Source organism: Pedobacter sp. NO84, from assembly GCF_059703915.1.
Map to the genome: position 1 here is coordinate 400,023 of NZ_AP046575.1, position 26,118 is coordinate 426,140.

22 protein-coding genes are annotated in these 26,118 nt (G+C 37.1%); 14 read left to right on the forward strand and 8 right to left on the reverse strand.

Features of this window, described 5'->3' with window-relative positions:
* Positions 1 to 48: 48 nt before the first annotated feature.
* Positions 49 to 1,281 carry a hypothetical protein gene (locus AC6H0V_RS01880; RefSeq protein ID WP_497562013.1) on the reverse strand — a complete coding sequence of 411 codons (1,233 nt, stop codon included), beginning with the start codon at positions 1,279 to 1,281 and terminating at the stop codon, positions 49 to 51.
* Positions 1,262 to 3,601, reverse strand: coding sequence for a DUF2339 domain-containing protein (locus AC6H0V_RS01885; RefSeq protein ID WP_497562014.1), 2,340 nt, complete (start codon positions 3,599 to 3,601; stop codon positions 1,262 to 1,264). Before AC6H0V_RS01885 ends, AC6H0V_RS01880 begins: the two co-directional genes overlap by 20 nt.
* Before the next feature lie 219 nt (positions 3,602 to 3,820).
* Here AC6H0V_RS01885 and AC6H0V_RS01890 point away from each other — a divergent pair, with 219 nt between their 5' ends.
* The 7 genes from AC6H0V_RS01890 (at position 3,821) to AC6H0V_RS01920 (ending at position 14,739) form a co-directional block, all read left to right on the forward strand.
* Entirely contained in the window at positions 3,821 to 6,730 is a 2,910-nt protein-coding gene (locus tag AC6H0V_RS01890; protein ID WP_497562015.1) for a ligand-binding sensor domain-containing protein, read from the forward strand.
* A 32-nt stretch (positions 6,731 to 6,762) separates the two neighbouring features.
* A complete protein-coding gene (locus tag AC6H0V_RS01895; RefSeq protein WP_497562016.1) occupies positions 6,763 to 7,389 on the forward strand; it encodes a response regulator transcription factor in 627 nt (208 codons plus the stop codon).
* Between the two features lie 161 nt (positions 7,390 to 7,550).
* Complete coding sequence (locus AC6H0V_RS01900) at positions 7,551 to 7,916, forward strand: VOC family protein (protein WP_497562017.1); 366 nt, start codon at positions 7,551 to 7,553, stop codon at positions 7,914 to 7,916.
* A gap of 9 nt (positions 7,917 to 7,925) precedes the next feature.
* Positions 7,926 to 8,792 (forward strand): helix-turn-helix transcriptional regulator, encoded by an 867-nt coding sequence (locus tag AC6H0V_RS01905; protein ID WP_497562018.1) that lies wholly within the window; start codon positions 7,926 to 7,928, stop codon positions 8,790 to 8,792.
* A gap of 546 nt (positions 8,793 to 9,338) precedes the next feature.
* On the forward strand, positions 9,339 to 12,512 hold the full coding sequence (locus AC6H0V_RS01910; RefSeq protein WP_497562019.1) for a SusC/RagA family TonB-linked outer membrane protein: 3,174 nt from the start codon (positions 9,339 to 9,341) through the stop codon (positions 12,510 to 12,512).
* A 20-nt stretch (positions 12,513 to 12,532) separates the two neighbouring features.
* Entirely contained in the window at positions 12,533 to 14,050 is a 1,518-nt protein-coding gene (locus tag AC6H0V_RS01915; protein ID WP_497562020.1) for a RagB/SusD family nutrient uptake outer membrane protein, read from the forward strand.
* Between the two features lie 221 nt (positions 14,051 to 14,271).
* Positions 14,272 to 14,739 (forward strand): hypothetical protein, encoded by a 468-nt coding sequence (locus AC6H0V_RS01920; RefSeq protein ID WP_497562021.1) that lies wholly within the window; start codon positions 14,272 to 14,274, stop codon positions 14,737 to 14,739.
* 103 nt (positions 14,740 to 14,842) lie between these two features.
* On the opposite strand, the gene AC6H0V_RS01925 is transcribed toward AC6H0V_RS01920, so the two are convergent.
* The 4 genes from AC6H0V_RS01925 to AC6H0V_RS01940 all read right to left on the reverse strand — a co-directional run bounded on the left by AC6H0V_RS01925 (position 14,843) and on the right by AC6H0V_RS01940 (position 20,049).
* Positions 14,843 to 15,211: a hypothetical protein gene (locus tag AC6H0V_RS01925; protein WP_497562022.1), complete on the reverse strand. Its 369-nt coding sequence runs from the start codon at positions 15,209 to 15,211 to the stop codon at positions 14,843 to 14,845.
* A 357-nt stretch (positions 15,212 to 15,568) separates the two neighbouring features.
* Positions 15,569 to 17,425 carry a Fe-S protein assembly chaperone HscA gene (hscA, locus tag AC6H0V_RS01930; protein WP_497562023.1) on the reverse strand — a complete coding sequence of 619 codons (1,857 nt, stop codon included), beginning with the start codon at positions 17,423 to 17,425 and terminating at the stop codon, positions 15,569 to 15,571.
* A 153-nt stretch (positions 17,426 to 17,578) separates the two neighbouring features.
* A complete protein-coding gene (locus tag AC6H0V_RS01935) occupies positions 17,579 to 18,715 on the reverse strand; it encodes a DUF3810 domain-containing protein (RefSeq protein ID WP_497562024.1) in 1,137 nt (378 codons plus the stop codon).
* On the reverse strand, positions 18,715 to 20,049 hold the full coding sequence (locus AC6H0V_RS01940; RefSeq protein WP_497562025.1) for a dihydroorotase: 1,335 nt from the start codon (positions 20,047 to 20,049) through the stop codon (positions 18,715 to 18,717). Before AC6H0V_RS01940 ends, AC6H0V_RS01935 begins: the two co-directional genes overlap by 1 nt.
* Before the next feature lie 123 nt (positions 20,050 to 20,172).
* Here AC6H0V_RS01940 and AC6H0V_RS01945 point away from each other — a divergent pair, with 123 nt between their 5' ends.
* The 4 genes from AC6H0V_RS01945 to AC6H0V_RS01960 all read left to right on the forward strand — a co-directional run bounded on the left by AC6H0V_RS01945 (position 20,173) and on the right by AC6H0V_RS01960 (position 22,851).
* Positions 20,173 to 21,516 carry a DEAD/DEAH box helicase gene (locus tag AC6H0V_RS01945; RefSeq protein WP_497563357.1) on the forward strand — a complete coding sequence of 448 codons (1,344 nt, stop codon included), beginning with the start codon at positions 20,173 to 20,175 and terminating at the stop codon, positions 21,514 to 21,516.
* A 74-nt stretch (positions 21,517 to 21,590) separates the two neighbouring features.
* Entirely contained in the window at positions 21,591 to 21,857 is a 267-nt protein-coding gene (locus AC6H0V_RS01950) for a hypothetical protein (RefSeq protein ID WP_497562026.1), read from the forward strand.
* 163 nt (positions 21,858 to 22,020) lie between these two features.
* Complete coding sequence (gene gldC, locus AC6H0V_RS01955) at positions 22,021 to 22,356, forward strand: gliding motility protein GldC (RefSeq protein ID WP_497562027.1); 336 nt, start codon at positions 22,021 to 22,023, stop codon at positions 22,354 to 22,356.
* 90 nt (positions 22,357 to 22,446) lie between these two features.
* Positions 22,447 to 22,851 (forward strand): hypothetical protein, encoded by a 405-nt coding sequence (locus tag AC6H0V_RS01960; RefSeq protein WP_497562028.1) that lies wholly within the window; start codon positions 22,447 to 22,449, stop codon positions 22,849 to 22,851.
* 270 nt (positions 22,852 to 23,121) lie between these two features.
* Here the strand turns inward: AC6H0V_RS01960 and AC6H0V_RS01965 are convergent, their stop codons facing one another.
* On the reverse strand, positions 23,122 to 23,637 hold the full coding sequence (locus AC6H0V_RS01965) for a DUF421 domain-containing protein (RefSeq protein WP_497562029.1): 516 nt from the start codon (positions 23,635 to 23,637) through the stop codon (positions 23,122 to 23,124).
* Position 23,638: 1 nt separating this feature from the next.
* Complete coding sequence (locus AC6H0V_RS01970; protein ID WP_497562030.1) at positions 23,639 to 24,130, reverse strand: methylated-DNA--[protein]-cysteine S-methyltransferase; 492 nt, start codon at positions 24,128 to 24,130, stop codon at positions 23,639 to 23,641.
* Positions 24,131 to 24,393: 263 nt separating this feature from the next.
* Between AC6H0V_RS01970 and AC6H0V_RS01975 the strand changes: the two genes are divergently transcribed.
* From AC6H0V_RS01975 to AC6H0V_RS01985, 3 genes are all read left to right on the forward strand, one after another.
* On the forward strand, positions 24,394 to 25,059 hold the full coding sequence (locus AC6H0V_RS01975; RefSeq protein WP_497562031.1) for a heme exporter protein CcmB: 666 nt from the start codon (positions 24,394 to 24,396) through the stop codon (positions 25,057 to 25,059).
* A 64-nt stretch (positions 25,060 to 25,123) separates the two neighbouring features.
* Positions 25,124 to 25,780 (forward strand): cytochrome c biogenesis protein CcsA, encoded by a 657-nt coding sequence (ccsA, locus tag AC6H0V_RS01980; RefSeq protein ID WP_497562032.1) that lies wholly within the window; start codon positions 25,124 to 25,126, stop codon positions 25,778 to 25,780.
* Between the two features lies 1 nt (position 25,781).
* The gene (locus AC6H0V_RS01985) at positions 25,782 to 26,003 is read left to right on the forward strand and encodes a CcmD family protein (protein WP_497562033.1); all 222 of its coding nucleotides are present in this window, start codon (positions 25,782 to 25,784) and stop codon (positions 26,001 to 26,003) included.
* The last annotated feature ends 115 nt before the right edge of the window (positions 26,004 to 26,118 follow it).

The following is a 26,118-nucleotide window of genomic DNA, read 5'->3' on the forward strand; positions in this document are numbered from 1 at the left end:
AACCAATGACGATTGAAATTTGGAAATTGGACATTTTTAAAACATTAATTAATTCTTTAACATTTTATAGCTAAAATAGCCAAGTAAGGCAATAATTATCCCCATCAGCACCCACAGCCAGGCCTTCGCCTCAAATAAAGGTCTATCTATTTTAAGAATAAAGGCAGAATTATGCTCTTCATCATTAATAATTAATGGCAGTAAACTGATAGGGATTTTATTTTCAAAATTCTTTAGATCATATATCGGTGCTTCTACTTTTGGATTTCCATAATAGAGGGCATAGTGATAATCGGGTTTACCAAAACGAGCAACTAGCTCATAAATTGGACCTTTTAATTCTATAGAGTTTAAGATCAGTGGCTTATTATCGTTATTCTTAATTGTAATTTTTAATTGATTTGTTAACCTGCTGCTAAACCTGAAGGGTTGGTTTTCTAATGAGCTTATGGTGCCTTCATAAAGAAGTGCGTAATTATGTTGGGTGCCTTTATCCGTGATAAAACTATCTACAGCATATTCTATTTTTATTGCCCGGTAAAAATCCACATCATCCTGTACATTTAGTTTTAGAAATGAGATCGGTGTAATATCTTTCAAATTAACTTTTATAATACTTTCTTTGCTTTTAGCATCATTTTCTAAGTTATAGGATTGGAAAAGAATTGGCGTATCAACTCCTCTTAACGTATCAGATTTTAAAATTTTAGCTGCAATTAATGTCGAAACCTGCATTTGATTGATCAAGATCCTGAAAAATTTATATTTCGAATCCGGAAAATTGAGTTGGGTAAACTGATAATTTGTTGAACTATTATTAATAGAAAGTATCCGGTAATTACTCAATATGCTAAACCAGGTGTTTTGGTCGTTACTGCCTTCTAACGCAATCCGCCAGTCGAAATTTTTATCTTTAAATGAAAGCCTGATCTGATTGATAATGGTTTCTTTATCAGCCTGAAATGTGTAATAAGATCCTGTTTTAATCTCATTACTTTGATTAATAATGGTGATAGGTGTTTCCTTCTCGATAATCTGGTCGGCATTTTTTTCTAAGATATAGGGCACTTCGATGGTATCTTTCCCTTTAAAACCAAAAATCCGAAAATCTGCTAAGCTCGGCTGCGCCTTACTAAAAACGGAGTTCGGGATGGGCAGGCTATGCCATTTCTGGGTAACACCTGTTAACACCCTTTTATAGGGGTACTTGTTAGTCTGTGCGTTTAAACCTAAGGCAAGACACAGCAGAACAGTTAATATCTTAATGCGCTTTAACATCATCGTTAACTAAATGTTTGTATTTATTATAAAGGAAAGAAATGATAAGGAGCAATATGCCCAATGAAACAAATACAATGGTTTTCGATATCATATCTAAAGAAGAAATATCGTAAAAGAATAATTTGATTAAGGTAATGCCAAATAAGACAATCGCCCCGATGCGCAGGTATTTTTTGTTCTTCCACAAACCCAATACAATCAGAATTAGCGCGTAAGAGCCCCATAAAATGCTCAAACCTAATTTATAGCCTGTTTTAAGTCCGTTAAGTTCAAGAATGTTTAAGAGCTCGCTACTTAAGATCCACAATACGGCTAGGTACAATAAATAATCAAACGCTGTTTTAAATTTAAATTGAAATATATCCGATTTGCTTAATCGGTAACATACCCAAAGCAGTGCAGCAAAAAATAGGTAGGCGATATATCTTATTGCTATAAGCATTATCCCACTCGTAAAATGAGTATTTACAGGTGAAATATATTCTTCTCTAAGTTGGCTTAATATGTATAAACCATAAGTTAAAAAAGATAAAATAACGATTAAGTTGATCAATACATTGCCCATGGCAAGAGTGATGCTCTTTATCCTTTTCAAATTTAATAAGGTTAGGCAAGTGGCAAAGAAAAGCGTATAAATATACAACCAAACGGTTCCAAATAGTTCATAGTTAGTGTTTGATATGGTTAACACGCCTTTAGCTTGCGTATCAAACTTAATTTTTGAAAGTTCGTAAAGATTATTAAAGACCCTTGCAATTTCGATGCTAAACGTAAAATAAACAACGATAATAAGAATACTTGGAATTAAATAAGATAAGGTAGCACTAATCGCGGTAGCTTTTTGTTCTGCTAGCCCTTTGTTTTTTCTGCTTACCAAAAACATGGCTAAAAAGGCAACACTAAAAATACATCCCGTAAGAAAGTTGACGTTTAAAAAAGGTCTGATCAAAATAACATTTTGAATGGTATTAAACCCTCGTTCGTTAAAATAATTAATCGCCCAATCTTGAGTAACGCTAAAAAAGGCCAGAAATACCAATGGCAATGAAAGTTTTTCGTAAATAGGAATATGCTTCGTTCTTCCTAAAGAGAACAGAATTGCAGCTTCAACAGCCCAAAAAATAGTTACCCAATTTCCATTTAACTGTACCGGCACGGCCATGGTGATGAAGGTGATAACCAGCGCTAGAATAAAATAAAAGAGGTTTTTATTGGCCAATTTCCTTTTATAGATGATTAAACTAACTACAAAATGGATGATTGCATTAACTAGAGTAAAAATCCCTAAAAGCTCCCTTCCCTCTGTACTTTGCTGTAACACCCAATACCCGGCACCATAGAAAATGAAGGAATTTAGCAAGAGGATGGTTACATCTGAAAGTTCAAACGTCTCCTTTTTTACAACCTTATAAGCAAGATTGGTAGCATAGAAGGTAACAAAATAGATTCCCGAGAAAAACAGGGAAACTTTAAGGTAGCTCAGTTCACTCTCTAGTGGAATTCTCCATCCCAGGAATATGATCCACGTTAAAGCAAAAGATGTATAGAATAAAGGTTTCCAATATTTCGTAAAAGCTAAAACTAAAATACCAGTATTTATAATCGCGATATAGCTAAAAAGTACTACCACCTTTCCAGAGCCATCACTCAATAGAAATGGTACGGCATAGGCACCTACTAAACCGATATGGGCAATTACTTGTTTATTATATTTAATGGCCGAAATGACTGTAAATCCAGTAAAGATAACCATCAATACAAAGGTTAAAATTTGGGGTATGAGGTTATAATAGGAGTATGCTGCATAGGTAATGAAATACAGTATTGCAATTGAACCACTTAATAAGACTGCACTGAAACTTTCATATTTTGCTTTTAGCTTAATAGCGAATCCCATTAAACCCACGCCTACTAAATAACCAAGAATTATTCTCGTAAGAGGACCAATCCGACCCGTATCTATAGCCAATTTAGCTCCGATTGCCACTCCAATTACCAAAATCAGGATCCCTATCTTACTGATGAGGTTTTCTCCAACAAACTTCTCAAAATCAGATTTGCCGATAGTTGAATGCTTAAATTTATCTCTAAAATTATAGGCTGGTTGTTTTGCCGGCGGCGGATAGCTATATGTTGTGGTATCGCGTAGTGGAGGCAAGGCTTCAATTGGTTTTTCCTGTTGGTGAAGAATGGTTTCTGGAAATTGTAATTTTTTAACTTCAACTTTTAAAGCATTAATTTCAGCTTCGAAACCTTGCTGTTTAGCCAGCAATTCTTCTAACTTTAATAAAAGCAGGTTTATTTTTTCGTTTTTATCCATTCTTCAGGTTTATCAGGTTACATGCAAAGATTGCATCTATTGATATTTAAATATAAGCATATATTGAAAGGCCAGAGGATTATTTTTTGCACAATCCAAAAGCTATATTTACAAAAAGCTTCTTTTGCTTGCCCTCTTCTTTAAAATAAATGGATCCTAAAAATATCCCCCCAAAAGGGTGATATTAAAAATGGTTGGTTGTGGTTAATTTGTACTAACATGCATAGTAGACTCCTTTTTAGAATATATATCGGTATTTTCTTTTCGTTTACCCTTTTTTATGGCCAGTTAATCTATGCCCAAAGCTATAATTTTTCAAATTTTAACTTAAAAGAGGGCCTCCCACAATCTCAGGTAACCACTATCTATCAATCTAGAGACAGAACCCTTTGGTTAGGTACTAACGGAGGAGTAAGCAATTATGATGGCGCAAACTTTAAATCCTACAGCAAAGCTGATGGGCTGATCTCAAACTCGATCACCAGCATCGTGGAGGATAAAAAAGGCCAAATTCTGATAGGTACGGATGCCGGACTTAATGTTATAAAAGATGGGAAAGTAACCCAAACCCTTTCTGATAGTTCCATTTCCATGCTCAAAAAAGACAAGCAAGGAGTGATATGGGGACTAAGTTCCCAAAAGCTTTTTAAACTGGTAAATGGAAAGTTGGTTTTCGTAAACGTTGATGGTGAATATTTGATCAATTTAAGCGATAATGCTAGTGGAGAACTATTTATTGTTGCTAGAGGCAAAGGAATTTACCGACAGGTTAAGAATGGTTGGGCATTGGTTATAAGGTTTACACCAGAAATTGCTAAAAATTATATCCTAAATGTTGTTTTTGATAGGGAAGACCAAAAAAAGATATACCTGCTCACATTCTCTAATGGCCTTTTTGTGTATGATGGTGCCGCATTTAGATCGTTGTTCCGTTTATCTGGCACTAGATATCATGCGTTGGCACAAGATTTTAAGGGAAACTTGTGGATAGGTACAGAAAAGGGTGCTTACCTGCTAAAGAAAAATGAAACCATTTATTTTGATGGAAGTAATGGGCTGGCAGATAATCCAGTTTATGAAATTTTTAATGATGCGGAAAATAACATTTGGATCTCAAGTTTTGCCAGTGGGATTTTTAAATATGAAGGAGACAACTTTATAAAATACAATAAGTTTAAGGGCCAGAATTTCGAGTACGCAGTTAGTGGAATTAGCGCAGATAAAAACAATAACCTATTTATTGGGACATTTAACAACGGATTACTAAAGTATGATGGTAATAATGTTGAAGCTATTAAAAACGCTGCGTTTACCGACCGTAATATTTATTTTTTATATAAAGACAAGAAGCAAAATATCTGGTTTTCTGTTGAAGACAGTGGAATTTGGAAAACTGACGGAAAGAATTTTACATTGGTTTATAAAGTAAATCGATATAATTTCAATTCGATGCTTGAGGATCAACAAGGTGGTTTTTGGTTTACTACCCCTTTCGCATGTAGCTATATAAATGGGAGAAAAAAACTGGAGATCTCTGGTTTTTCAGGATACAATTTGTGTTTGTTCGAAATGAGTACAGACAGTATTTTAGTAGGGACTACCACCAGCCTATATCTGGTGAAAAATAAAAAATTAGATAAAAGTTTTGTCATCCCTGAACTTAAGAATGCCTGTATCCTAAGCATTATTAAGCAGGGCGATAATTTATTAATTGCCACCTTGGGGGATGGCCTGATCTCCTGGAACTTTAAAAGCAAAAAAGTAATAAAATATACCATTAACGATGGATTGAACTCCAATGACGTATATAGCATTGCAGTTGACAACTATAATAAACTTTGGATAGGCACAGGAAGAGGCATTAATACCTTAACCTTTAATAAAACGGAAAATAGATATGAGGTCTTTAGTAATAATTCGATTATTATAGAATGCAACCAAAGCGCCATATTAAATTATGAGGATAATATTTTAATTGGTACTATAAGCGGACTAGTCCAATGCAAGACCAATCTGGTGCAGGATAAGGTTCAACGTCCTGTTGTTCACATCTACAAGGTAAATAGTTACCATAAAACAGATAACAAGAAAGACCAATCCATATTCTTTACCGATGAGGTGAAGGATTTTGAATTTGGCTACAATCAGAACCACATTTCTATCAATTATAAGGGAGTTTTTTTAACCAATCCGCAAAGCGTGGTTTATCGCTATCGATTAAAAGGGCTTGATGCCGACTATGGAAAGGCTCTTAAGAATACCCAGGTAGAATATTCGGCCCTGCGCCCTGGAAATTATACTTTTTATGTGTATGCCATTGCCAATGGCCAACGTTCAAATGTAAGCGAGTTTAACTTCACTATTGTGCCTCCATTTTATGATACGTTATGGTTTATGTTATTGGCTATAATAACTATATTATTTTTGGTTTGGCTTATATTTTACCAGTTCTTTAAATCTAAAGAGCGTAAGAAACGGCAGCTGGAGCAGATTAAGCATAATGAACAGAATAAAATAAGAAAGCAAACTTCCGAAGATTTCCATGATGATATCGGAAATAAACTGACCAGAATAAACCTACTTTCTGAGATTTTGGATAAAAAGATGGATAAGGATCAGGTGGAGCAAAAAGAACTGATCAGACTAATTAAAGAGAATGCAGGCTTGTTGTATACGGGTACCAAGGATATTTTATGGGCATTAAATCCACAGAGCAATAACCTGTTTGAAATACTGATGCATATCAAAAATTTTGGGATTGATCTTTTCCAAAATACCGGCATAAAATTTAATATGGAAGGCATTTTAAGCGAATATCAATCCCTTCATTTATCGATGGAATTTAATAGAAACTTTACACTGATTTTTAAAGAAATATTGAATAACGTGTTAAAGCACGCCAAAGCAGAGGAGGTTTTAATTATGGTGGTTAAAACTCCAGAACAAACAATAGATGTTTTAACAATTGATAATGGAACCGGATTTGATGTGAAAACAGTAGAGCACGGCAGTGGATTAACTAACATTCAAACCCGTTGCAAAAGGATCAAAGCAACTTTCAAAATCAATTCTACCCTAGGGAAAGGTACTACATCCATTGTTGGGACAAAAATTAATGTTACAAATTAACCGTAATTGCATCTAAGTATTACAGACCATATATGAATAAGCTGCTCCGAATTGTAATTATTGAAGATGACGAAATTTTAGGGATGGGATATCAATCCCTATTAGGTGATATTGATGACTTTTCGGTTATCCGGGTTTTCACTTCATTTGATTTGGCCAAAAAGCAATTGGAAATAGATTGCCCAGACATTATTTTGTTGGATATTGAAATGCCGGGAACAAACGGCCTTCAGGCATTGCCAATTATTAAAAAGACCTTACCACATACCAAGATTATTATACTTACGGTATTTGATTCGCCTGAACTTGTTTTTGAGGCATTAACCATGGGAGCAAGTGGCTATTTAACCAAAGATATGAACTCGGCCAAAATTATAGATGCCATCAGAGAAGTAAGTGCAGGGGGCGGGGCCATGAGTACAAATGTGGCAAGAATTGTGATGCATTCGTTCCAGAAGAACCTAAACTCACCCCTAACTAAACGCGAAACCGAAATTTTAGATAGGATTGCGAACGGGCAAACCAAGGCCCAAATTGCAAATGATCTTTTTATCGATCAGGAAACAGTGAGGACACATGTAAAAAACATCTACATCAAACTAGATGTAAACAGCAAATCGGACGCGATAAAAACCGCCAAAGCAAAGCGATTTATCTAATCGGCGTTACTTGTTGCTCGGTTGGATACTCCAACGCTTTACGGCAATCGACCATATCCCAGCACAAAACTAATTGATATATCAATTAAAAATCCCCCTTTTGGGGTGATTCTTTGAGGCATAATTAGGATTAATTTTATCATACACAAATTAACCTGATTATGAACCACTCATCTAAATTTTTCTATGTTAAGGTAAGGCAGCTTGAGGATGCCGCGATTTTTTTTAAAGATCGCTTAGGGATGCCAGTAGAAGATACGTTATTGCTTAATAAAGAGAAATGCATTTTGGTTAAGCCAAATGCGGAGACCCAAATTCTTTTATCGAAAACTAAAAACCCTAACCAAACCAGCCAGATTACCTTAAACACCGAAGACTGCCTAGAAGATTATTGCCGGTTTAAAGCAAAGGGTATCATTTTTAAAAAAGAACCAGTGTATTTAAACGAAGGGCTATGCGCTGTGTTTTCTGATCCGTTCGGAAATGATTATACCTTATTGGAGCAAAGAAGTTATGGCGAATTTTAATTGCAGATCATGAAACTTATTAAAGAACTAAAAAATAAAAACAAAATCATAAGTGAAACCACCTGTGAATCTGCCTATCAGCAAAAAAATACAGGTTGTATCCTAAAATTTGTTTTTAAAGGCTCTGAAGATTGTGAAATCAACAAAAGGAAGCTAAGTATTTATCCAGATACCTTTGCCGTTTTTAATGAAGGAAGTAATTTTTCAAGTAGAGTTGATTCCATTACACCCGTTAATACCCTTTCGGTATCATTCGGTCATCAATTCATAACAGATTTTCATCAAACCTATTGCAATACCCACGAAGAGCAATTGGATAATAAACAAAGCTCATCTAGCCCCATGTTTGTAGAATCATTATATCCTTTTGTAGGTGATATGCGCTTTAATATGTTGCATTTGAAAGCCCAAATAGATAACGGGCAAAGCGATGAAATGTTGATCAACGAATACATGTACCATTGTTTATTCAACTACTATAAAATATATAATGTAGAGTTTACACAAAAGCTAGATCGGCTTAGTTTTACCAAGGCAAAAACCAAGGAAGAAATCCTGAAAAGATTAACGCTTGCAAAGGAATTCATCAGTAGTAATTTTAACCAAAAATTAACGCTGGAGGATATAGCAGATCAAGCCTGTCTTTCTGTAAACCATTTGTTAAGAACATTTAAGGAAGCTTATGATATGAGTCCTTATCAATTCTTAATGAAGCTGAGGTTAAATAGGGCTAAATATCTCTTGCAAACGACTTCTTACCCATTACATGAGATTGTTAGCCTGATCGGATTTGAATGTTCAAGCTCATTTATCAGGTTGTTCAAATCTACATTTAATATCACGCCCTTAAAATACAAAAAGAGCAGACTTAACTAGATTAAAAGTGATTTTTGCATATTCTTTTTACTAAGGGGCCGCTAATTTTGAATAATTAAACAGGATAAATTTTTAGTACAAGTTTTATTCACCTGTTAGTTATAGTTAATAGATTAATTAAAGAAGCAAACTGCCAGGATTGGAGTTTGCTTTTTTGTTGCGAGTCCTTCGCGACGCACTCCCCTGGGTATACGCTTTACTTTTCACCACCTGAGACGCCTTAGGGCAGCTAAGATTTTAACCATCTAAGAAATATAAGGGCATATAAGCTGCGCGTTAGGCTGGTATTTTTAGCCGCAGATACGCAGATCAACCTTCCAATTTGTGTCTTTAAGTTAAACCCGCATCATGCTGTTTGAATCCAATCCCATAGACGCCCAACGCCCAATGCCCAACGTCTCAACTCAAATCGGTGTTTTTCGCATGTAATGCGCTAAGATGGTGATTTTCGCATATTTTTCGGTTCTGCTTAACGGTAATTTGCGCATTGATTTAGCTTTCACTATAAGCTAAAAATTAACTAATTATTCACATTTATTTTAGAACATGAAACAAAAATTACTATTACTTTTTGTAGCTGCTGTTCTGTTTTGTTTTAGCGCAGATGCGCAAAATAGGACAATTGCAGGTAAGGTTACCGGAGCCGATGATGGGCTCCCAATCCCCGGTGCATCCGTAAAAATTAAGGGCACCACTACGGGCGTCCAGACTGATGTTAACGGAAATTATGCCATTAGCGCCCCAGGTTCGGCGGTTTTGATTTTCTCATCCCTTGGCTATAATCTAGTTGAAAGAACCGTGGGGAGCCAATCTGTAATTAACGTATCCCTGGCCTCATCAACCAACAACTTAAACCAGGTTGTGGTAGTTGCATACGGTACACAAAAGAAAGAAGCTATTACGGGTTCTATTGCCACAATTGGCACTGCTGATATCGAAAAGCGTACGGTAACTAATGCTACTCAGTTGTTGCAGGGTTCTTCGCCGGGTATCGCTACCACTTCAGGAAATGGTCAGCCAGGCTCGGGTACAACCATACGTTTGCGTGGGTTTGGTTCGTTTGCAGCATCAAGCAGTCCGCTTATAATTTTAGATGGTTCGCAATACGATGGAAGTATCGGCGATATTAATGTGAGCGATATAGACAATATTTCTATCTTGAAAGATGCATCTTCATCATCATTATATGGTGCTAGGGCAGCAAATGGTGTAATAATCATTACTACAAAACGCGGAAAAAACCTTGGTGCGGGAACCATTAATGCGAGCGTTAATCAAGGCTATACCGAAAGAGGAACGCCAGAGTATGATCGTCTAGATGCCTACGGTTATTATCCTGCGTATTGGCAAGCAATCAAAAATAACCTGATGTTCTCTGCAACTCCTGCGCAAACAGATGCTGTTGCATCGCAAAATGCTACAAATACTGTTGCAACCAATTTGATTTATAACCCATTTAATGTTCCTAATAACGCTATAGTGGGTATAGATGGAAAACTTAATCCTAATGCATCTCTATTATATGATGATTTTGATTGGTATGCGCCATTGCAAAGAACCGGGAAAAGAACGGATGTAAATACCAGTTTTTCAGGTAAAACAGATAAAGCTGATTATTACGTGTCTTTAGGTTATCTAAATGACAATGGATACATTCTTAAATCTGATCTAAAAAGATTTAACGGTAGGGTTAATGTAAACGGTCAGGTTAAGCCATGGTTAAAAACTGGCTTGAATCTATCGGCCTCATTTACTGATCTGAACAATGCACAGGATGCGGCTGCGGGTAGTGCAACCAGTATCATCAATCCGTTTAATTTTGCAAGGGGCATCGGACCGATCTATCCCGTATTTGCAAGAGATGCGGCTGGCAATACTATCTTAAATCCAGCTACTGGCGAAATATATTACGATTATGGGCAACATCCGGGATCCGTTAACCGTCCAACAGGTGCTTCACCAGGGAGAAACGTGGTATATGAAACCATTTTAAATGATAACCTGGCCAGAAGAAATAACATTGGTGGCAGAACGTATTTTGAAGTTAAATTCCTAAAAGATTTCACCTTTATTCCTGCTATTAATATCGATATCAGAAATAATGTCTCTAATACTTACCAAAATCCAACGGTAGGTGATGGTGCATCATTGGGGGGGCGTGGGTCTAATACGTCAACGACCATTAAATCATACACGCTTAATCAATTGTTAAACTATAACAAAACTTTTGGCAACCATAACATCGCGGCAACAATTGGCCACGAGAATTATGATTACACCTATAGGAACTTTAGCGGCTCAAAAACCTCGTTAATTTTGCAAGGAAACACAGAGTTTGGAAACTTTGTAACTCCACAAAATGTGGGTGGTTATAGAGATGCCGAAACAATCGAGTCATTCCTGTCAAGGGCAACCTACAACTACAAAGAGAAGTACTATTTAGAAGGATCGCTTAGAAGAGATGGAAGCTCAAGGTTTTCACCTCAGAACAGGTGGGGTACATTTTTCTCCGCGGGTGCTTCATGGAGTATCGTTAAAGAAGATTTTATGAAGAACGTGAGCTGGGTTAACGATCTAAGGTTAAAAGCTTCTTACGGTGAGGTTGGTAACAATAGAATATTAAATACAGATGCTACAGATTCTTATTATGACTATCAAGCGTTCTATGATATTGGTTGGAATAACGGAACTGAGCCAGGCGCATTGTTATTAACTGTCGCCACTCCAGATTTGCAATGGGAAACTTCTAAAACCTTGAATTTGGGATTGTCATTTGGCTTGTTTAAAGGCAGATTAAATGGAGAGTTAGAATATTTTAAGAGAGGTTCAGATAAATTACTCTTCAGTGTTCCAAGACCTTTATCGAATGCTGTTACTTCAGTACTTCAAAATATCGGATCTATGGAAAACCGAGGCTGGGAATTACAGTTGGGTGGAGATGTGCTGAGGGCAAAAGATTTTAAATGGAATTTAGTAACCAACTGGACAATCTTTAAGAACGAAATCACCAAATTACCTGTAGAAACACCAACCATTGTTTCGGGAACGAAAAGGAGAGAAGTGGGTAAGGATTTCTATGCGTTTTGGTTAAGACAATATGCTGGTGTTGACCCTAATGATGGATCTGCCTTGTATATTCCTGATAATGGAACTGCTGCGGCGAATATCAGAACTGTTAACGGCGTGCAATACGTAACCAACCAAACCTTTGCTAAATTTGACTATTCGGGAACAGCAATTCCTGATCTGATGGGATCATTTACCAATACATTTTCGTTTAAAGATTTATCATTGTCTTTCTTGGTAAATTATCAGATCGGTGGTAAGTTTTATGATTCCAACTATCAAGGATTGATGAGCTTAAGTTACGGTTCGGCCCTTCACGCTGATGCGGCAAATGCATGGACAACCACAAATAAAGGAAGCCAGATTCCTCGTCTTGATATCGGTAATACCACCAACATTAATGCTACTTCAACACGATGGTTGATTGATGCATCCTATATCAGTTTTTCAAACGTGAACTTGTCATATCGTTTGCCAAAAACATTATTGAGCAAATTTGATGCTTCTAATTTAAGGATTTTTGCAACCGCAGAGAACTTAGCAACGATTTCAAAAAGAAAAGGATTAGATCCAAGAGAAGCATTTGATGGGGTAAATAATACTACCTATCTAGCTCCTAGGATTTATAGTTTCGGTTTAAGTCTTTCACTATAATCTAGTTAATATATAAAGAGATGAAAAAAATTATTTTATTTTCAAGTGTGGTAGTATTATTAGCTGTTTCTAGCTGTAATAAAGACTACCTCAATGTTTCGCCAACCGATAAAGTAGACGATTCAGCGATATTTACAAGTACCGCAAATGCAAACATTGCGTTAAACGGCATCTACAGATACATGTTCGAAAGAACCACTACTACAACAACAAACGTCCAAAATAAACCTGGTGTTGGCGGCATTTTATTGGCCATAGATTTTATGGGCGAAGATTTGCATCAAGCAACTGCAACGTGGTACACCTCGACAGGTGAGGGCAATTATGTTGCACCTAGAACAGATACCCATTCTTCAAACCTTTGGATATTTAGAACCTTTTATAGAATGATCGGTAATGCCAATGCCATTCTCGATAATATCGAGGCGGCCTCGGGTACCACATCAGAGAAAAATAGAATTAAGGCCGAAGCCTTAACATTAAGGGCCTATGCCTATTCATATCTGGTGCAATTCTATGGCAAGAGATATGATGCAACTGCAAAGCCAAATAACCAATTAGCCGTACCCTTGGTATTAAAATCAACTGATAACCAAATGCCGAGGGTATCTGTTGAAGCAGTATACGCCCAAATCAACGCAGACCTTGATGCGGCGATTGCGTTAAATGTTACTTCTAAAGTTAATAAAAGTCATGCTGATGTTTGGGTTGCGAAAGGATTAAAAGCCAGGGTTGCCTTGACAATGCAGGATTATCCAACGGCAATTACTTACGCTAAACAGGTGATAGATGGAGGCCAGTATCCATTAATGGATGCCACTGCCTACCAATCTGGATTTAATAATGCACCAGCTTTATCCGAAGTGATGTGGGCAATGATGCCAACGTTTGAGCAGGGTGATACTTTCGGTTCATTCTTTGCGCAAATTGCCTATAATGCAAATACTTCTTATGAAAGAGGTACGCCTAAGAGAATAAACCAAAATTTATATGCCCAAATTCCTGCAACTGATGTAAGAGCTAAAATGTGGGAGCCAGCGCCAACAACAGCTAACTTTCCTCTTCCGGCAACTACTTTTGTTAGACAGCCCTACATGAGCAGAAAATTTTCGGTTAAAACCGTAGGTGATCCATCTTTGGGTGATGTTCCGTTGATGAGAAGTTCTGAAATGTACTTGATCTTGGCCGAAGCCTATGCAAAATCTGCTGTACCTCAAACCGCTTTGGCTCAAGCAGCATTGTTTACTTTAAACAATAAAAGAAACCCAAGCTATGTATTGTCATCAAATGTGGGTACAGCTTTGATCAATGAGACTTTAATTTATAGACGAGTTGAGCTTTGGGGCGAAGGGTTCAGGTACTTAGACTTGAAGCGTTTAAATCAACCATTAGACAGAACAACGGCCAACGTGCCAAACTTTGTTGCTGCTTCGGTGGCTAACTTCTTAACCTTGCCAGCAGGTGATGTGAGATGGGAGTGGTTTATCCCTAGATCTGAGATTGATGCCAACCCAAACATCGGTCCGCAAAATCCTTAACTTAAACTAAACTTACGAAGTTTTTAAAACTTCGTAAGTTTAAGGCATTCAAAACTTCGTAAGTTTAAGGCTTCAAAACTTCGTAAGTTTAAGGCGAACGCACCGGCCCCCAGAAATTGGGGGCTGTTGTTGTTTTAAGGCTATATGTTAACGGAATGTTAAAAGTGGATTTGGCATATTTTGCGAATGGCTTTGCTCCGATATTTAATAAAAAAAAGCACATGAAACTAAAAATCCTCGTGATTTTACTACTAGGTATTACAATCACAACTCAATCTTTCGCTGCAACTAAACCTACAGCCAGTCACAAATCAGTTTTGGATTACTTTATGGAAAGTTATATCAATACCGATTATAAGATGCTTAGGGAGGTGTTAAGCAAAGACGCAGTATTTACATCAAATAGAGACGTTAATGTGGTTAAGAACAATGCTGCTGATGTACTGGGTCTGATGAAAAAAAATGACGGAGCAAGGCAACAGGATTGCCATCTTAAAGCTACCATTTTATCAAAGACAGATGCATTGGTAATTGCTAGGGTAGATGTAAAATATGACCTGTACAATGGCGACCAACAAAATTTTGTAGTGATTGAAAGAGATAAAGTTGGCGAGTGGCGCATTACCCAAATCTATAAACTGTTTGTTGATTCTAATTCTAAAGCAGATAAAAAAGCAACATTATCATAATTTGTTAGATAATATAGGGGAGAACAGCGCTTTATTTTAGAGCGCTGTTTTTTATGATAGCCAAACCACTTCTAGATGAATTAAAGCCCCAGATTGAAGATGATTATAAGGGGAAAAGTCGATCTCCAAATTTCTTATGAAGGAGTTCTATCATTTGTATTCGGTAACAATCAACTTCTTTGTTAGGCACGCAACCGCCATGTATTATCTTAATGTTAAACTCTTTTTTTAATAGAGTATCACTACTGCAATCGCTATCGAGCCCCCAGCGTACGATTTTAAATTTTGAGCTGTTGAAATCCTTTATGGCTTGTTCCTTAGCTATTGGGCAGGTTTTACATTGTAGATATAGTTGATAGATATCTCTACGATAATTCGGTATTGAAAAAATAACCAAGCTAAAAATGCCAGGTATTAACACAAATATCACCGCTATCGCATTGATAATCACCACATTTTTGAACTGTTTCATAATCTGGTTCATCGGTTAGTGTCCCAGGGAACAATGAACTAATAAAATGATGACAGAAACCAAAAATTTCCATAATTGTCTCAAAGACCTTTCCTATGAACTACAGGCCCCACTTATCTAAACCTGATTATAGTGGAAATTAAAATTGTGAAATGAATTTTATTTTTTAGAAAGCCACAATTTTAATTGCAACGAAAAGCAGGGCTGAATTAAGATAGCAGCATTGTCTTTGCTTTTCTGAACTTCTTGATAACAGCTAATCTAATGCCCTTCGACAGGCTCAGCCTGCCTGCCGGTAGGCAGGGGTGACATCACTTTGGAGTAGACCAGCTCTCAGCTCCGAACTCCCAAGTCAAATTACTCCACACTCTTTCCCTTCATCGCCTGGCCAACTGCCATATCCATTAGGCGCTCGGCAAATGGACGGGTAAACTCATTTAGCTCATCAGCTTTTTTAAGGATAAGGTCTTTTTCGCCTTTGGCCAATGCTTCCTTTAGCGCCTCGATATGGATATGGGTAGCACTTATTTCGACTTCGGTTAAAATTTGTGCATTTTTAGCAATGAAGCGTTCGGCCGTATAAACCAACTGTTCGCCCTCACTTCTAGCCTCAATCAACATCCGTTGTTCAACATCACTTTTGGCATTTTCAATACTATCGATCAACATTTTCTCAACCGTTTCATCACTTAATCCGTAGCTGGGTACCACATCAATTTCTTGTTTTACACCAGAACGAAGCTCTATGGCCTGCACGGTTAATATCCCGTCGGCATTTAATATAAAGTTGATATCTACTTTCGGCAAACCTGCGGGCATAGCCGGAATTCCTTTCAGATCAAATTCGGCCAGTTTTCTATTTTCTTTAACCAGATCACGTTCGCCCTGGTAAACGGCAATTTTCATGTTTACTTGTCCATCGAGAGATGTAGTATATTGTCGGCCTGCTTTTGTAGGTATTTTGCTGTTTCTGGCAATAATCACATCCATTAAACCACCCATTGTTTCAATTCCCAAAGAGAGTGGTGTAACATCTAGTAATAAAATATCTGAACGATTACCTGCCAAGATATCAGCTTGGATTGCTGCGCCTAAGGCTACAACTTCATCTGGATTGATCTGATCATGGGGTTTGCGGTTAAAAAACGTGCTAACCGCATTCTTTACGTAAGGTGTACGGGTAGAACCGCCCACCAACACCACCTCATCAATTTCATCTATCGTTAAATTTGCATCCGCTAATGCTTGTTTACAACAGGCGAGGGTTTCGGTTACCTTGGCAGTAATTAGCTGCTCAAAGGTTTGTTTATCCAATGTGCACCAAATTTCGCCTACTTTTTCGTTAAAAAGATTTTGGGTCGAAAGAGCTTTCTTGGCCGCTTCAGCTTGCAGACGTAGGGTTTGCATCAGTACGTGATCTGCAGCGATATCATTAAAATCAAGCTTATTTTTTTCTATCCAATAGTGTAAAATGGCCTGGTCAAAATCATCTCCACCTAGATAAGTATTGCCATTTGTGGCTAGAACTTCAAAAATCCCATTTTGGATTTGAAGAATGGAAACATCAAATGTTCCACCACCTAAATCGTATACAGCAATAGTTTTTTGCTGGGCAGGATCCAAACCTAAACCATAGGCTAAGCTTGCAGCTGTAGGCTCGTTAACAATGCGCAAAACGTCTAATCCAGCTAATTTGCCCGCATCGCGCGTGGCTTGCCGCTGACTGTCGTTAAAATACGCAGGTACGGTAATTACTGCCCGGTTTACAGGTGTTTTTAATGCATGCTCGGCTCTTGCCTTTAACTCTTTTAAAATCTCAGCTGATAGCTCTATGGGTGTGTAAAATTTATTTCCTGCTTTAATTTTAACTAGAGATTCCGTATCATCGTCTATAATTTTATAGCTAAAAATGGATTGATGATCAGCTACATCCTTGTACGAGCGGCCCAATAAACGTTTAACTGAAAAAATAGTGTTTGATGGGTCTGTAGTTAAAAATGCTTTGGCTTCATTACCCACTTCTGCATCACCTTGGGCATTAAAATGTACAATTGATGGTACCAGCAGGCCTTTTCCAGTGTCATTTATAACTTGGGGATTCTTTTCTGGATTTATAAAAGCAACCAGACTGTTGGTTGTTCCCAAATCAATTCCAACTATAATTTCTTCCTGTTGTAATGAACCTGTTGCCAGGTTGATGGATATTTTTGCCATAACAGCGCAAATTTACAATTTATGTGGTAGGATAGAGTCTGTAAAATGTAACAAAGTCCAGAAGTCCAAGAGTCCAATAGATCAAATAAAGAAAGTGGCAGGGAATCAAATAATAGCTTTGCTAAAACGCATTATCTTTATTTTTCTTCCCTCTCACTTCTTCACTCCGTAAAACATTGGACTCTTCGTCTCTTGGGCTTCTGGACTTTTAATAATCTCGTTCTTGTGTAAATTCCACAGCCAAATCACAATATTTTGATAGCTTTTTATGCCTCTTTTTTGATTGTTAAGCTTTAAGAATTTATCGAATGCAACACCCATATAATTGGACATTTGTCCGTTGTATTTTTCCCAGAATTCGTTTTCTGCTTTAAAATTTGCCAATACCCCAGGATGAAGTTGGTCTCGCATTTTTAGGTAATCGTCTGGCGATTTAAATCTGATCTCGAATAAAATATACCGTAACATATTGTAGTTTACCGAATACTGAAAATTAACGTCAGTGCTATTAATGCCAACTAAATACGCCACCAGATTAGCCTCATCTTCTCTAGCAACACCAAGTTGGTGGGAAATTTCGTGACAAGCAACAAAAGGTAAAACCCATGCCGGTAGCGCCATGTTCACGTTTGCTTCGCCAGAAAGTGGATTATAATACCCTTCAATTCCGATTTTACTAATCATCCAATTATTAAGAACAGGTTTAACCGAAGGTTGATTATAATGGAAAAAAGAATTTTTTTGCTCCATTTTATGGTATTCCGCTATAGATTTTTCCCGAACCTGAGCTATCGTATAGGTTAAGTTGGGATCAATTTTTGGCTGCAGCTTATTTAATCTATCGATAAAATAGTTGCCGAGTAATACAAGTTCTTTAACTGTATATTTCTTGTCGCTAATGTTTAGCTCTTCCGAAATGCTGGGACGAGAGTAATTTAAGCCCCATAGGAGTTTGAAACTGATGTATAAAACCAAGAAGATGTTGAAAATTTGAACGGGAACCATCCAGCGATCCTCCTTTTTCAACTTTTTCTGTTTAAGGCCTTTAAAAAACCCAAAAAGCTTTATAAGGGCCCAAATAATCAGTAATCCGTATAAAATATCACCTAATGCGAATGGTAAAATAGAGGATAACCATCTTAAAACCGAAGAAATTACTGGATAAACGCGATTTGAATAAAGGTCCAATACCAAATTCGGAAATAGGCCGAAAATAAACAATAAGAGTGAAATTCCGACTAAAATAAGTGATGTCCTAAGTAATGGACCTTGCTGTTTATTGGGCCGCATTATCGATTGAAAGTTAGTCTTTTTCCAATCTCATTAGTTGTAAATCTTCCCTTTTGATAGGCAAGGTTTCCCGACACGAAAGTATGGGAAATACTTGCTTTAAAAGTATCTCCGTCAAAAGGAGACCAACCGCACTTATAGAAGATGTTTATTGGGGTAACCTTAAACGGATCATTAAGATTAACTAAAACTAAATCTGCCCAATAGCCTTCACGGATAAACCCTCTTTTTTCTATATCAAAACAGATGGCCAAATTATGCGCGGTTTTTTCGACAATTTTTTCCAAAGAAATTTTTCCTTGCAGGTGCATTTCTAATAGCGCAGGTAGGGCATGCTGCACCAGAGGGCCACCGGATGGTGCCATACTATAAGCTTGTTGTTTTTCTGCCAGAGTATGTGGCGCATGGTCGGTTGCAATCACATCAATATAATCTGATAAAACTCCATTTAACACCCCCTTCTGATCATCAGCGGTTTTAATCGCAGGGTTCCATTTAATAAAATTACCCTTTTTTTCGTAATCCTGGTCATTAAACCAAAGGTGATGAACACATGCTTCTGCAGTAATTTTCTTATCCTTTAGCGCAATAGTATTGTCGAATAAAGAGATTTCTTTAGCAGTTGAAATGTGTAGGATATGAAGCCTGGTCTGATATCTTTTAGCTAGCTCTACGGCTAAGGATGATGATTTGTAACAGGCTTCCGCATTGCGGATAAGAGGGTGCATGTCAATGGTTAAATCTTCACCGTATTTTGCTTTAAAAGCGATAAGATTTTCCCTGATGGTCTGTTCATCTTCACAGTGTGTAGCTACGAGCATCGGAACCTTGCTGAAAATGTTTTCAAGGGTGTGCTCATTATCAACGAGCATATTTCCGGTTGAAGATCCCATGAAGACCTTAACTCCACATACATTTTTTGGATCAGTTTTGAGCATCTCATCGATATTATCGTTGCTAGCCCCCATGTAAAATGAATAATTGGCCAATGAGGTTTCGGCCGCTATGGCATACTTATCGGCTAATAATTCTTGCGTTAAGGTATTGGGAACAGTATTTGGCATTTCCATAAAGGAAGTAATTCCGCCTGCAACTGCCGCCATACTTTCGGTAAAGATATCCGCTTTATGCGTGAGCCCAGGCTCTCTAAAGTGTACTTGATCATCAATCATTCCTGGTAAAAGATACAAGCCATCAGCATTGATCTCTTGGGCCCCAGCACTCGTTAGATCTTTTCCAATCTGATCAATAAAGCCATTTTTGATCAACACATCCGAAACAAACTGTATTCCCTCGTTTACTAGGGTAGCCCCTTTAATGAGATAAGTATTCATGATTTCAAAGATAGTGAATTAGGTTAACTGTTTAAATTGTAGAATTGGTTAATCGTGGTAAACAATTAACCAGTTAACCAATTCATACAATTAACCTCTTTGCAAATGCGTATCTTTGCAGTTATGGCAAAATCTTTCGAAGAATTCAATTTAAATAGGCAAATTCTAAATGCAGTAGCCGATGCCGGTTATACTGTTGCAACACCTATTCAGGAAAAAGCCATTGCTCCGGTTTTATCCGGTCAGGATATTTGTGGTATTGCCGAAACCGGAACAGGAAAAACAGCTGCCTATGTTTTGCCAATGCTGATGAAGCTTAAGTATGCACAGGGTGATGCGGCCAGAGCCTTAATTTTGGCGCCTACCCGCGAATTAGCCATGCAGATTGCCGAACAAACAAAAATTTTTGCTGCCTATACTGATCTACGTTCTGTTGTGATTTTTGGCGGCATCGGACCGAAAAGTCAAAAAGAACAGCTAAAAGCAGGGGTTGATATTATTATTGCCACACCTGGAAGATTTTTAGACTTGTATTTAACAGGGGATATCAATACCAAATATCTTCAGTTCTTGGTGCTTGATGAAGCAGATAAAATGATGGATATGGGCTTCATCGGATCGATACATCGCATTTTAGAAGTAGTGCCCCGTAAACGGCAGAACTTGCTTTTTTCAGCTACAATGAGCGAGCTGGTAAAAAAAATTGCTGGAGATTTTTTAAAACATCCCACCATAATAGAGGCTTCAGAACAGGCCACTCCTGCACAGACCGTTACACAGGTGCTGTATGAAGTGCCAAATTTTAAGACTAAAATCAATCTGTTGCAACACTTACTTTCGAATGATGAGCTGTTTAATAGACTTATAATTTTTTGTAAAACCAAGGCAGTGGCCGATAATATCCATAGTTTTATTGTTCGTCGTTTTGGCGAAGAATCAGTTAGGGTTATTCATGCTAACAAAGGTCAAAATACGCGGATCAACTCCATCAATAGTTTTAAAGAAGGTAATATCAGGGTATTAGTGGCTACTGATGTGGCATCCAGGGGGATTGATGTAACCGATGTTAGTCACGTGATTAATTTTGATGTACCAATTATTATTGAAGATTATGTGCACAGAATCGGTAGAACCGGAAGGGCATTTGCTACAGGTGATGCCATCACATTTTGTACCGAAGCAGAAAAATACTATGTTCGGAAAATTGAAAAACTAATTAGACAATTTATCCCGGTTTCCCCCATTCCTGAAGGAGTTTTTGTAGAAGAAACACCTTATGATGAGCGACAATTTATAGCAAAGGAAATCGATATTCAAAAACGTAAGGAAGATCCAGATTTTCAAGGGGCTTTTCACGAAAAGAAAAATGCCAAACAAATCGAAGCTCGAGAGAGAGAGAAAGCCAGATCTACTGCGCACAAGCAAAAAGTGTTTAAGAATAAAAAAAGGTTCGATAAGAAGAAATAGTTGAGTCCCGATAGCTATCGGGATTGGAGCTGGGAGTTGGTGTCTGGAGTTAAGAACGCATAAAAATAGGACAAATGAAATTTAGATTAACCCCTTTAAACATTATCACCGCATTTGGATTGGCTTTATTTTTCGTGGTTTTATTTCAACCTAAACCAAGCGGGCCAAGACATATAGATTTGAGTGGGATGTACGAGCTGATATTGGCCTCCCTTGTTGTAGTAGCATTCATAAGCGATTTAATTTTAAGATTTACTTTAAAAGATTTAAAAAGAATTTGGTTAGTTGAAATGCTATTAATTGCAATAACCATTGTATTATTTTTAATATTGCAAAAGTAAAACGGAGTGCATTTAATTTTACTTTTTAAAAATAGCATCTTTGCAACCGTAAATTTATAATCAGTACAATTAATAAATAATCCCTGCCTGCCGGCAGGTTGTAATCAATCAATCCCGATAGCTATCGGCACAGTGTAATCATCCAAAATCGGTGTAATCATATATGAGGAAAGCAGAAATAAAAATAACAGTAGAATTAGACGATCAAAATATGCCAGAACAGATTCTCTGGGAAAGTACTGATGCAGAAACAAAAGATCAGGTGCCGGTTAAGTCGATGATTTTAGCCTTATGGGACCATAGCTATAAAAATTCTATGCGAATAGACTTGTGGACAAAAGATATGCCCGTTGATGAAATGAAGCGTTTTTTCTACGAAACCCTACAAACCATGGGTGACAGTTTTTTAAAGGCTACTGGAGAAGAAAATATCGTGGAAGACCTGCGTGATTACTGTGCACACTTCGCTGAAAAAATGGGAATAGATCCGAGGAAATAATGTTGAGTTGGGAGTAATGAGTTGGGGTTGGAGTTTTAAAATTCAACGATAAATACTAACTTACCATGTATTAAAAAGAACTAGAAACAAATGCTAATTGTAAAGAAAACCAACGCTTACCTAGGATTAATCTTAGCGATAATTGCCATCACGATTTCACCTATTTTAAAAGTTCCAGTTAAGGGCAATTGGAATTTATACCAAACCGACAGTAGATTATTTTTTATCTCATTTGTCATTATTGCACTTACTGCATTTTGCCTTTTCTTGAAACAGCTAAGGGCCTTTCGATTTTTTGCGATCGTATGTTTTGTGTGGAGCCTATTGATGGCCGCTGCGGTCTACTTTAAATCTAACAACTACTTTGGGTCTAAATTTTTTGATAAGGTTTTGGCTAAAACAATTCATTACCAATGGGGTTGGATAGTTTTATTGGTAGCTGTTTTATTGTTGATTTCAAGCGTTAAGAAAGAACAGTTAACAGTTAAGAATTAACAGTTGCCAGTCAGTATGATCCGAAAATCTTGTCACCCTGAGCTTGTCGAAGGGTGCAACCTAGTCTTCGACTACGCTCAGACTGACAAACTTGAAGATCAACTGTCTTAGGTGATGAAACTAAGATGTTCTTAGATGTCTTACCTGCCTGCCGGTAGGCAGGGATGGTGAAAAAAAAATAAGCGCCAAAGCCCGAATGACGCAAAGTCAGTTTCTAAAATTTCACCTGAGGTTGCTAAGGCGTTTAAGGTGGTGAAAACTAACATACTCTTATAAATTAACCCCCAATGTTTTATGAACCTTCTTGCGTTTGTAATGCGTTTCCCTTAACTGCCCTGTTCCGCTAATGATGCTGATATTCCCATCTACCTCAAAAATAGCTAGCTTAACGTCTTTAAAGTGTTCAACGCCATGTTCTCTCATCGCTTCCAACAACTCGTCGTTATTGATACCCAGGCGACTTAATATTTCAAAATTTAGTTTGCCGTTATGAATTAGGATTTCAGGTTGTTGAAAGATGAATTCCCTTATTTTTTTATTCTTAAAAGTAATTTTTTTAAGTGCAAAATTTAGAACAAACAACACTGCTGCAGCCAATAATCCACCCTGCAAACTCGTGTTGTTTCCAACCATAGCATTTTGAACCGAATTACTGATCAGTAAAATCAATACTACATCAACTGTGTTTAATTGTGATAACTCTTTCTTTCCAGTTAACCTAATGGCTCCTAAGATAAATAGGTAAACAACTAAGCTCCGTCCTACGATTTCTAAATAAGGATTCATATTAAAACTTCATCATCATTTGACCTTTCCCACTGATCTCTTTTTCGTGTTCTAACAGCCATTGTTTTCGCCAGAGTTCCCCTGCGTAGCCAACAAGTTTACCATCGCTACCTATCACTCTGTGACAAGGAACCACTATGGCTAAGTTATTTTTACCATTGGCTGCAGCAATCGCCCTAATGGCCAATGGATTATTTAACTGTTCAGAAAATTTAAGATAGGAAAGGGTGTCTCCAAAATTAATAGTACTTAATGCATCCCACACGGTTTGCTGAAAATCAGTGCCTTTTTGCGCAATCGGAAAGGTAAAATCCTGCAATTTTCCATCAAAATATTCCTGTAATTGTGTCGCTGCAACTATACTGATCTCATTAGAACTTAAATCTTCCACCTGTTTTTCGCTGAAAGAAATGGTGTGGACAGCGCTATCATCAGCTATGATCGTAATATTGCCAAGTGGACTTTTTAAAATGCTGCAATACCTGGTTTCCATGAGGCTAATTTAAGGAATTTAGGAGTAACTTGTATTGGGAATTTGTTTCAGTCGATAGTCGATAGTCCATAGTCAATAGTCCAAAGTAAATATGCAAAATGCATAAGCTCAATTTTAATCTCTCCTTATGAATCCAATCCATAGTCTATCGTCCATTGTCCATCGTCTAAAGTTTATGAATAGTTCTACTATTGAAATGTCATTTGTTCTCCATCTTTCCGCTTTGCCCTTTCTGTTTTCTGCTTTTATTTATCTTTGCCCTGATGCAGCTAACAAATCAGGTTATTCAGCTTGTTAAGAAAGAGATGCGCTTGGAATGGCGCTCTAAATATGCCATCAATGGGGTACTGCTCTACGTAGTTTCAACCATTTTTGTGTGTTATCTTTCCTTTTTAAGCATCCCGGCCAAATTAACGTGGAATGCGCTATTTTGGATTATCATGCTTTTTGCTGCCATCAATGCAGTTGCTAAAAGTTTTTTGCAAGAAAGTAAGGGTAGGCACTTATACATTTATACATTGGTTAGTCCGATTGCCTTGATAATTGCTAAAACAATCTATAATAGCTTGTTAATGGTAAGCTTAACATTAATTGCTTTACTTTTCTATGCTTTTATTTTTCCATTTCCAACAGAAACTGATATTTTAATGTACCTGGTGGCCACTATTTTGGGAAGTTTAAGCTTCGCCACTATTTTTACTATGGTTTCGGCCATTGCTGCCAAGGCTGGGAATGGAAGTATGCTGATGGCCATTTTAAGTTTCCCGGTGATCCTTCCGGTGATTATTGTTCTGATTAAGTTGTCGAAAAATGCAATAGATGGCTTAGATCCCAGTGTTAGTCTGGATGATATTGGCTTATTGGTAGTGATAAATGGACTTGTAATGGGTGTTTCTTTAATATTATTCCCATATTTGTGGCGCGATTAATTAGCTAATTATCAAATAAGCTAATTAGCGCCAAAGGCGTTCCTTTGGAACTAATAAAATACGTATGAAAAAAACTTGGTGGAAAATTTTAGGCTCATTGCTGGTTATCTATTCAACAGTTGCGGGCTTTTTAATGGGGGTTCCACATCTGGATATCCTAAATGAAACCATTAGAAATTTATATTTCCACGTTCCTATGTGGTTTGCAATGATTACACTTTTTGCAATTTCTGTGGTAAATAGTATTGCGTCATTAAATTCAAGAAATGAAGCCTATGATCGGCGAGCTGTTGAAAGTGTAAATGTTGGGATCATTTTTGGTATACTAGGACTAATTACTGGTGCGATTTGGGCAAAATATACATGGGGACAATTTTGGAGTTCTGATCCTAAACAGAATTTTGCGGCTATAGCCATTTTATTGTATTTTGCTTATTTAATATTGCGCAATGCGATAGACGAAGAGCAAAAAAGAACCAAGATTTCGGCCATTTACAACATATTTGCCTTTCCTATGATGGTAGTTCTACTTTTTGTATTACCTCGGATGCAAGCCTCACTGCACCCTGGAAATGGGGGTAACCCTGGGTTTAATAGTTATGATCTTGATAGTAGAATGCGATTGGTGTTCTATCCCGCCTGCTTAGGTTGGATCATAATTGGCTACTGGATTTATACGATCCGTTTTAGAATTCGTACTTTAATAGATAAACAATTATAAAATGACAAAAAAGATGGTTTTTACTTTAATGTTAGTAATGGTAACATTAAATCTCTTTGCCCAGAACAACACAGTTGAAATGGCCGATGCACTAAGAAGCAACGGAAAAATATACGTTGTAGTGGGTTGTGTTGTAGTAATTTTGGTTGGTTTATTGATCTATCTCTTCACTCTCGATAAAAGATTAAAAATGTTAGAAAAAAAATCTAACGGCAAAAACTAATTTTAAATGCCATAACCCTAATCTTTTAACTCTTTTTTAACTGTGTTTTTATTACACTAAGCAATTTTATACTTGCATTAGTGGTTAATTTTAATGCAATTTTGCACGCGTAAAA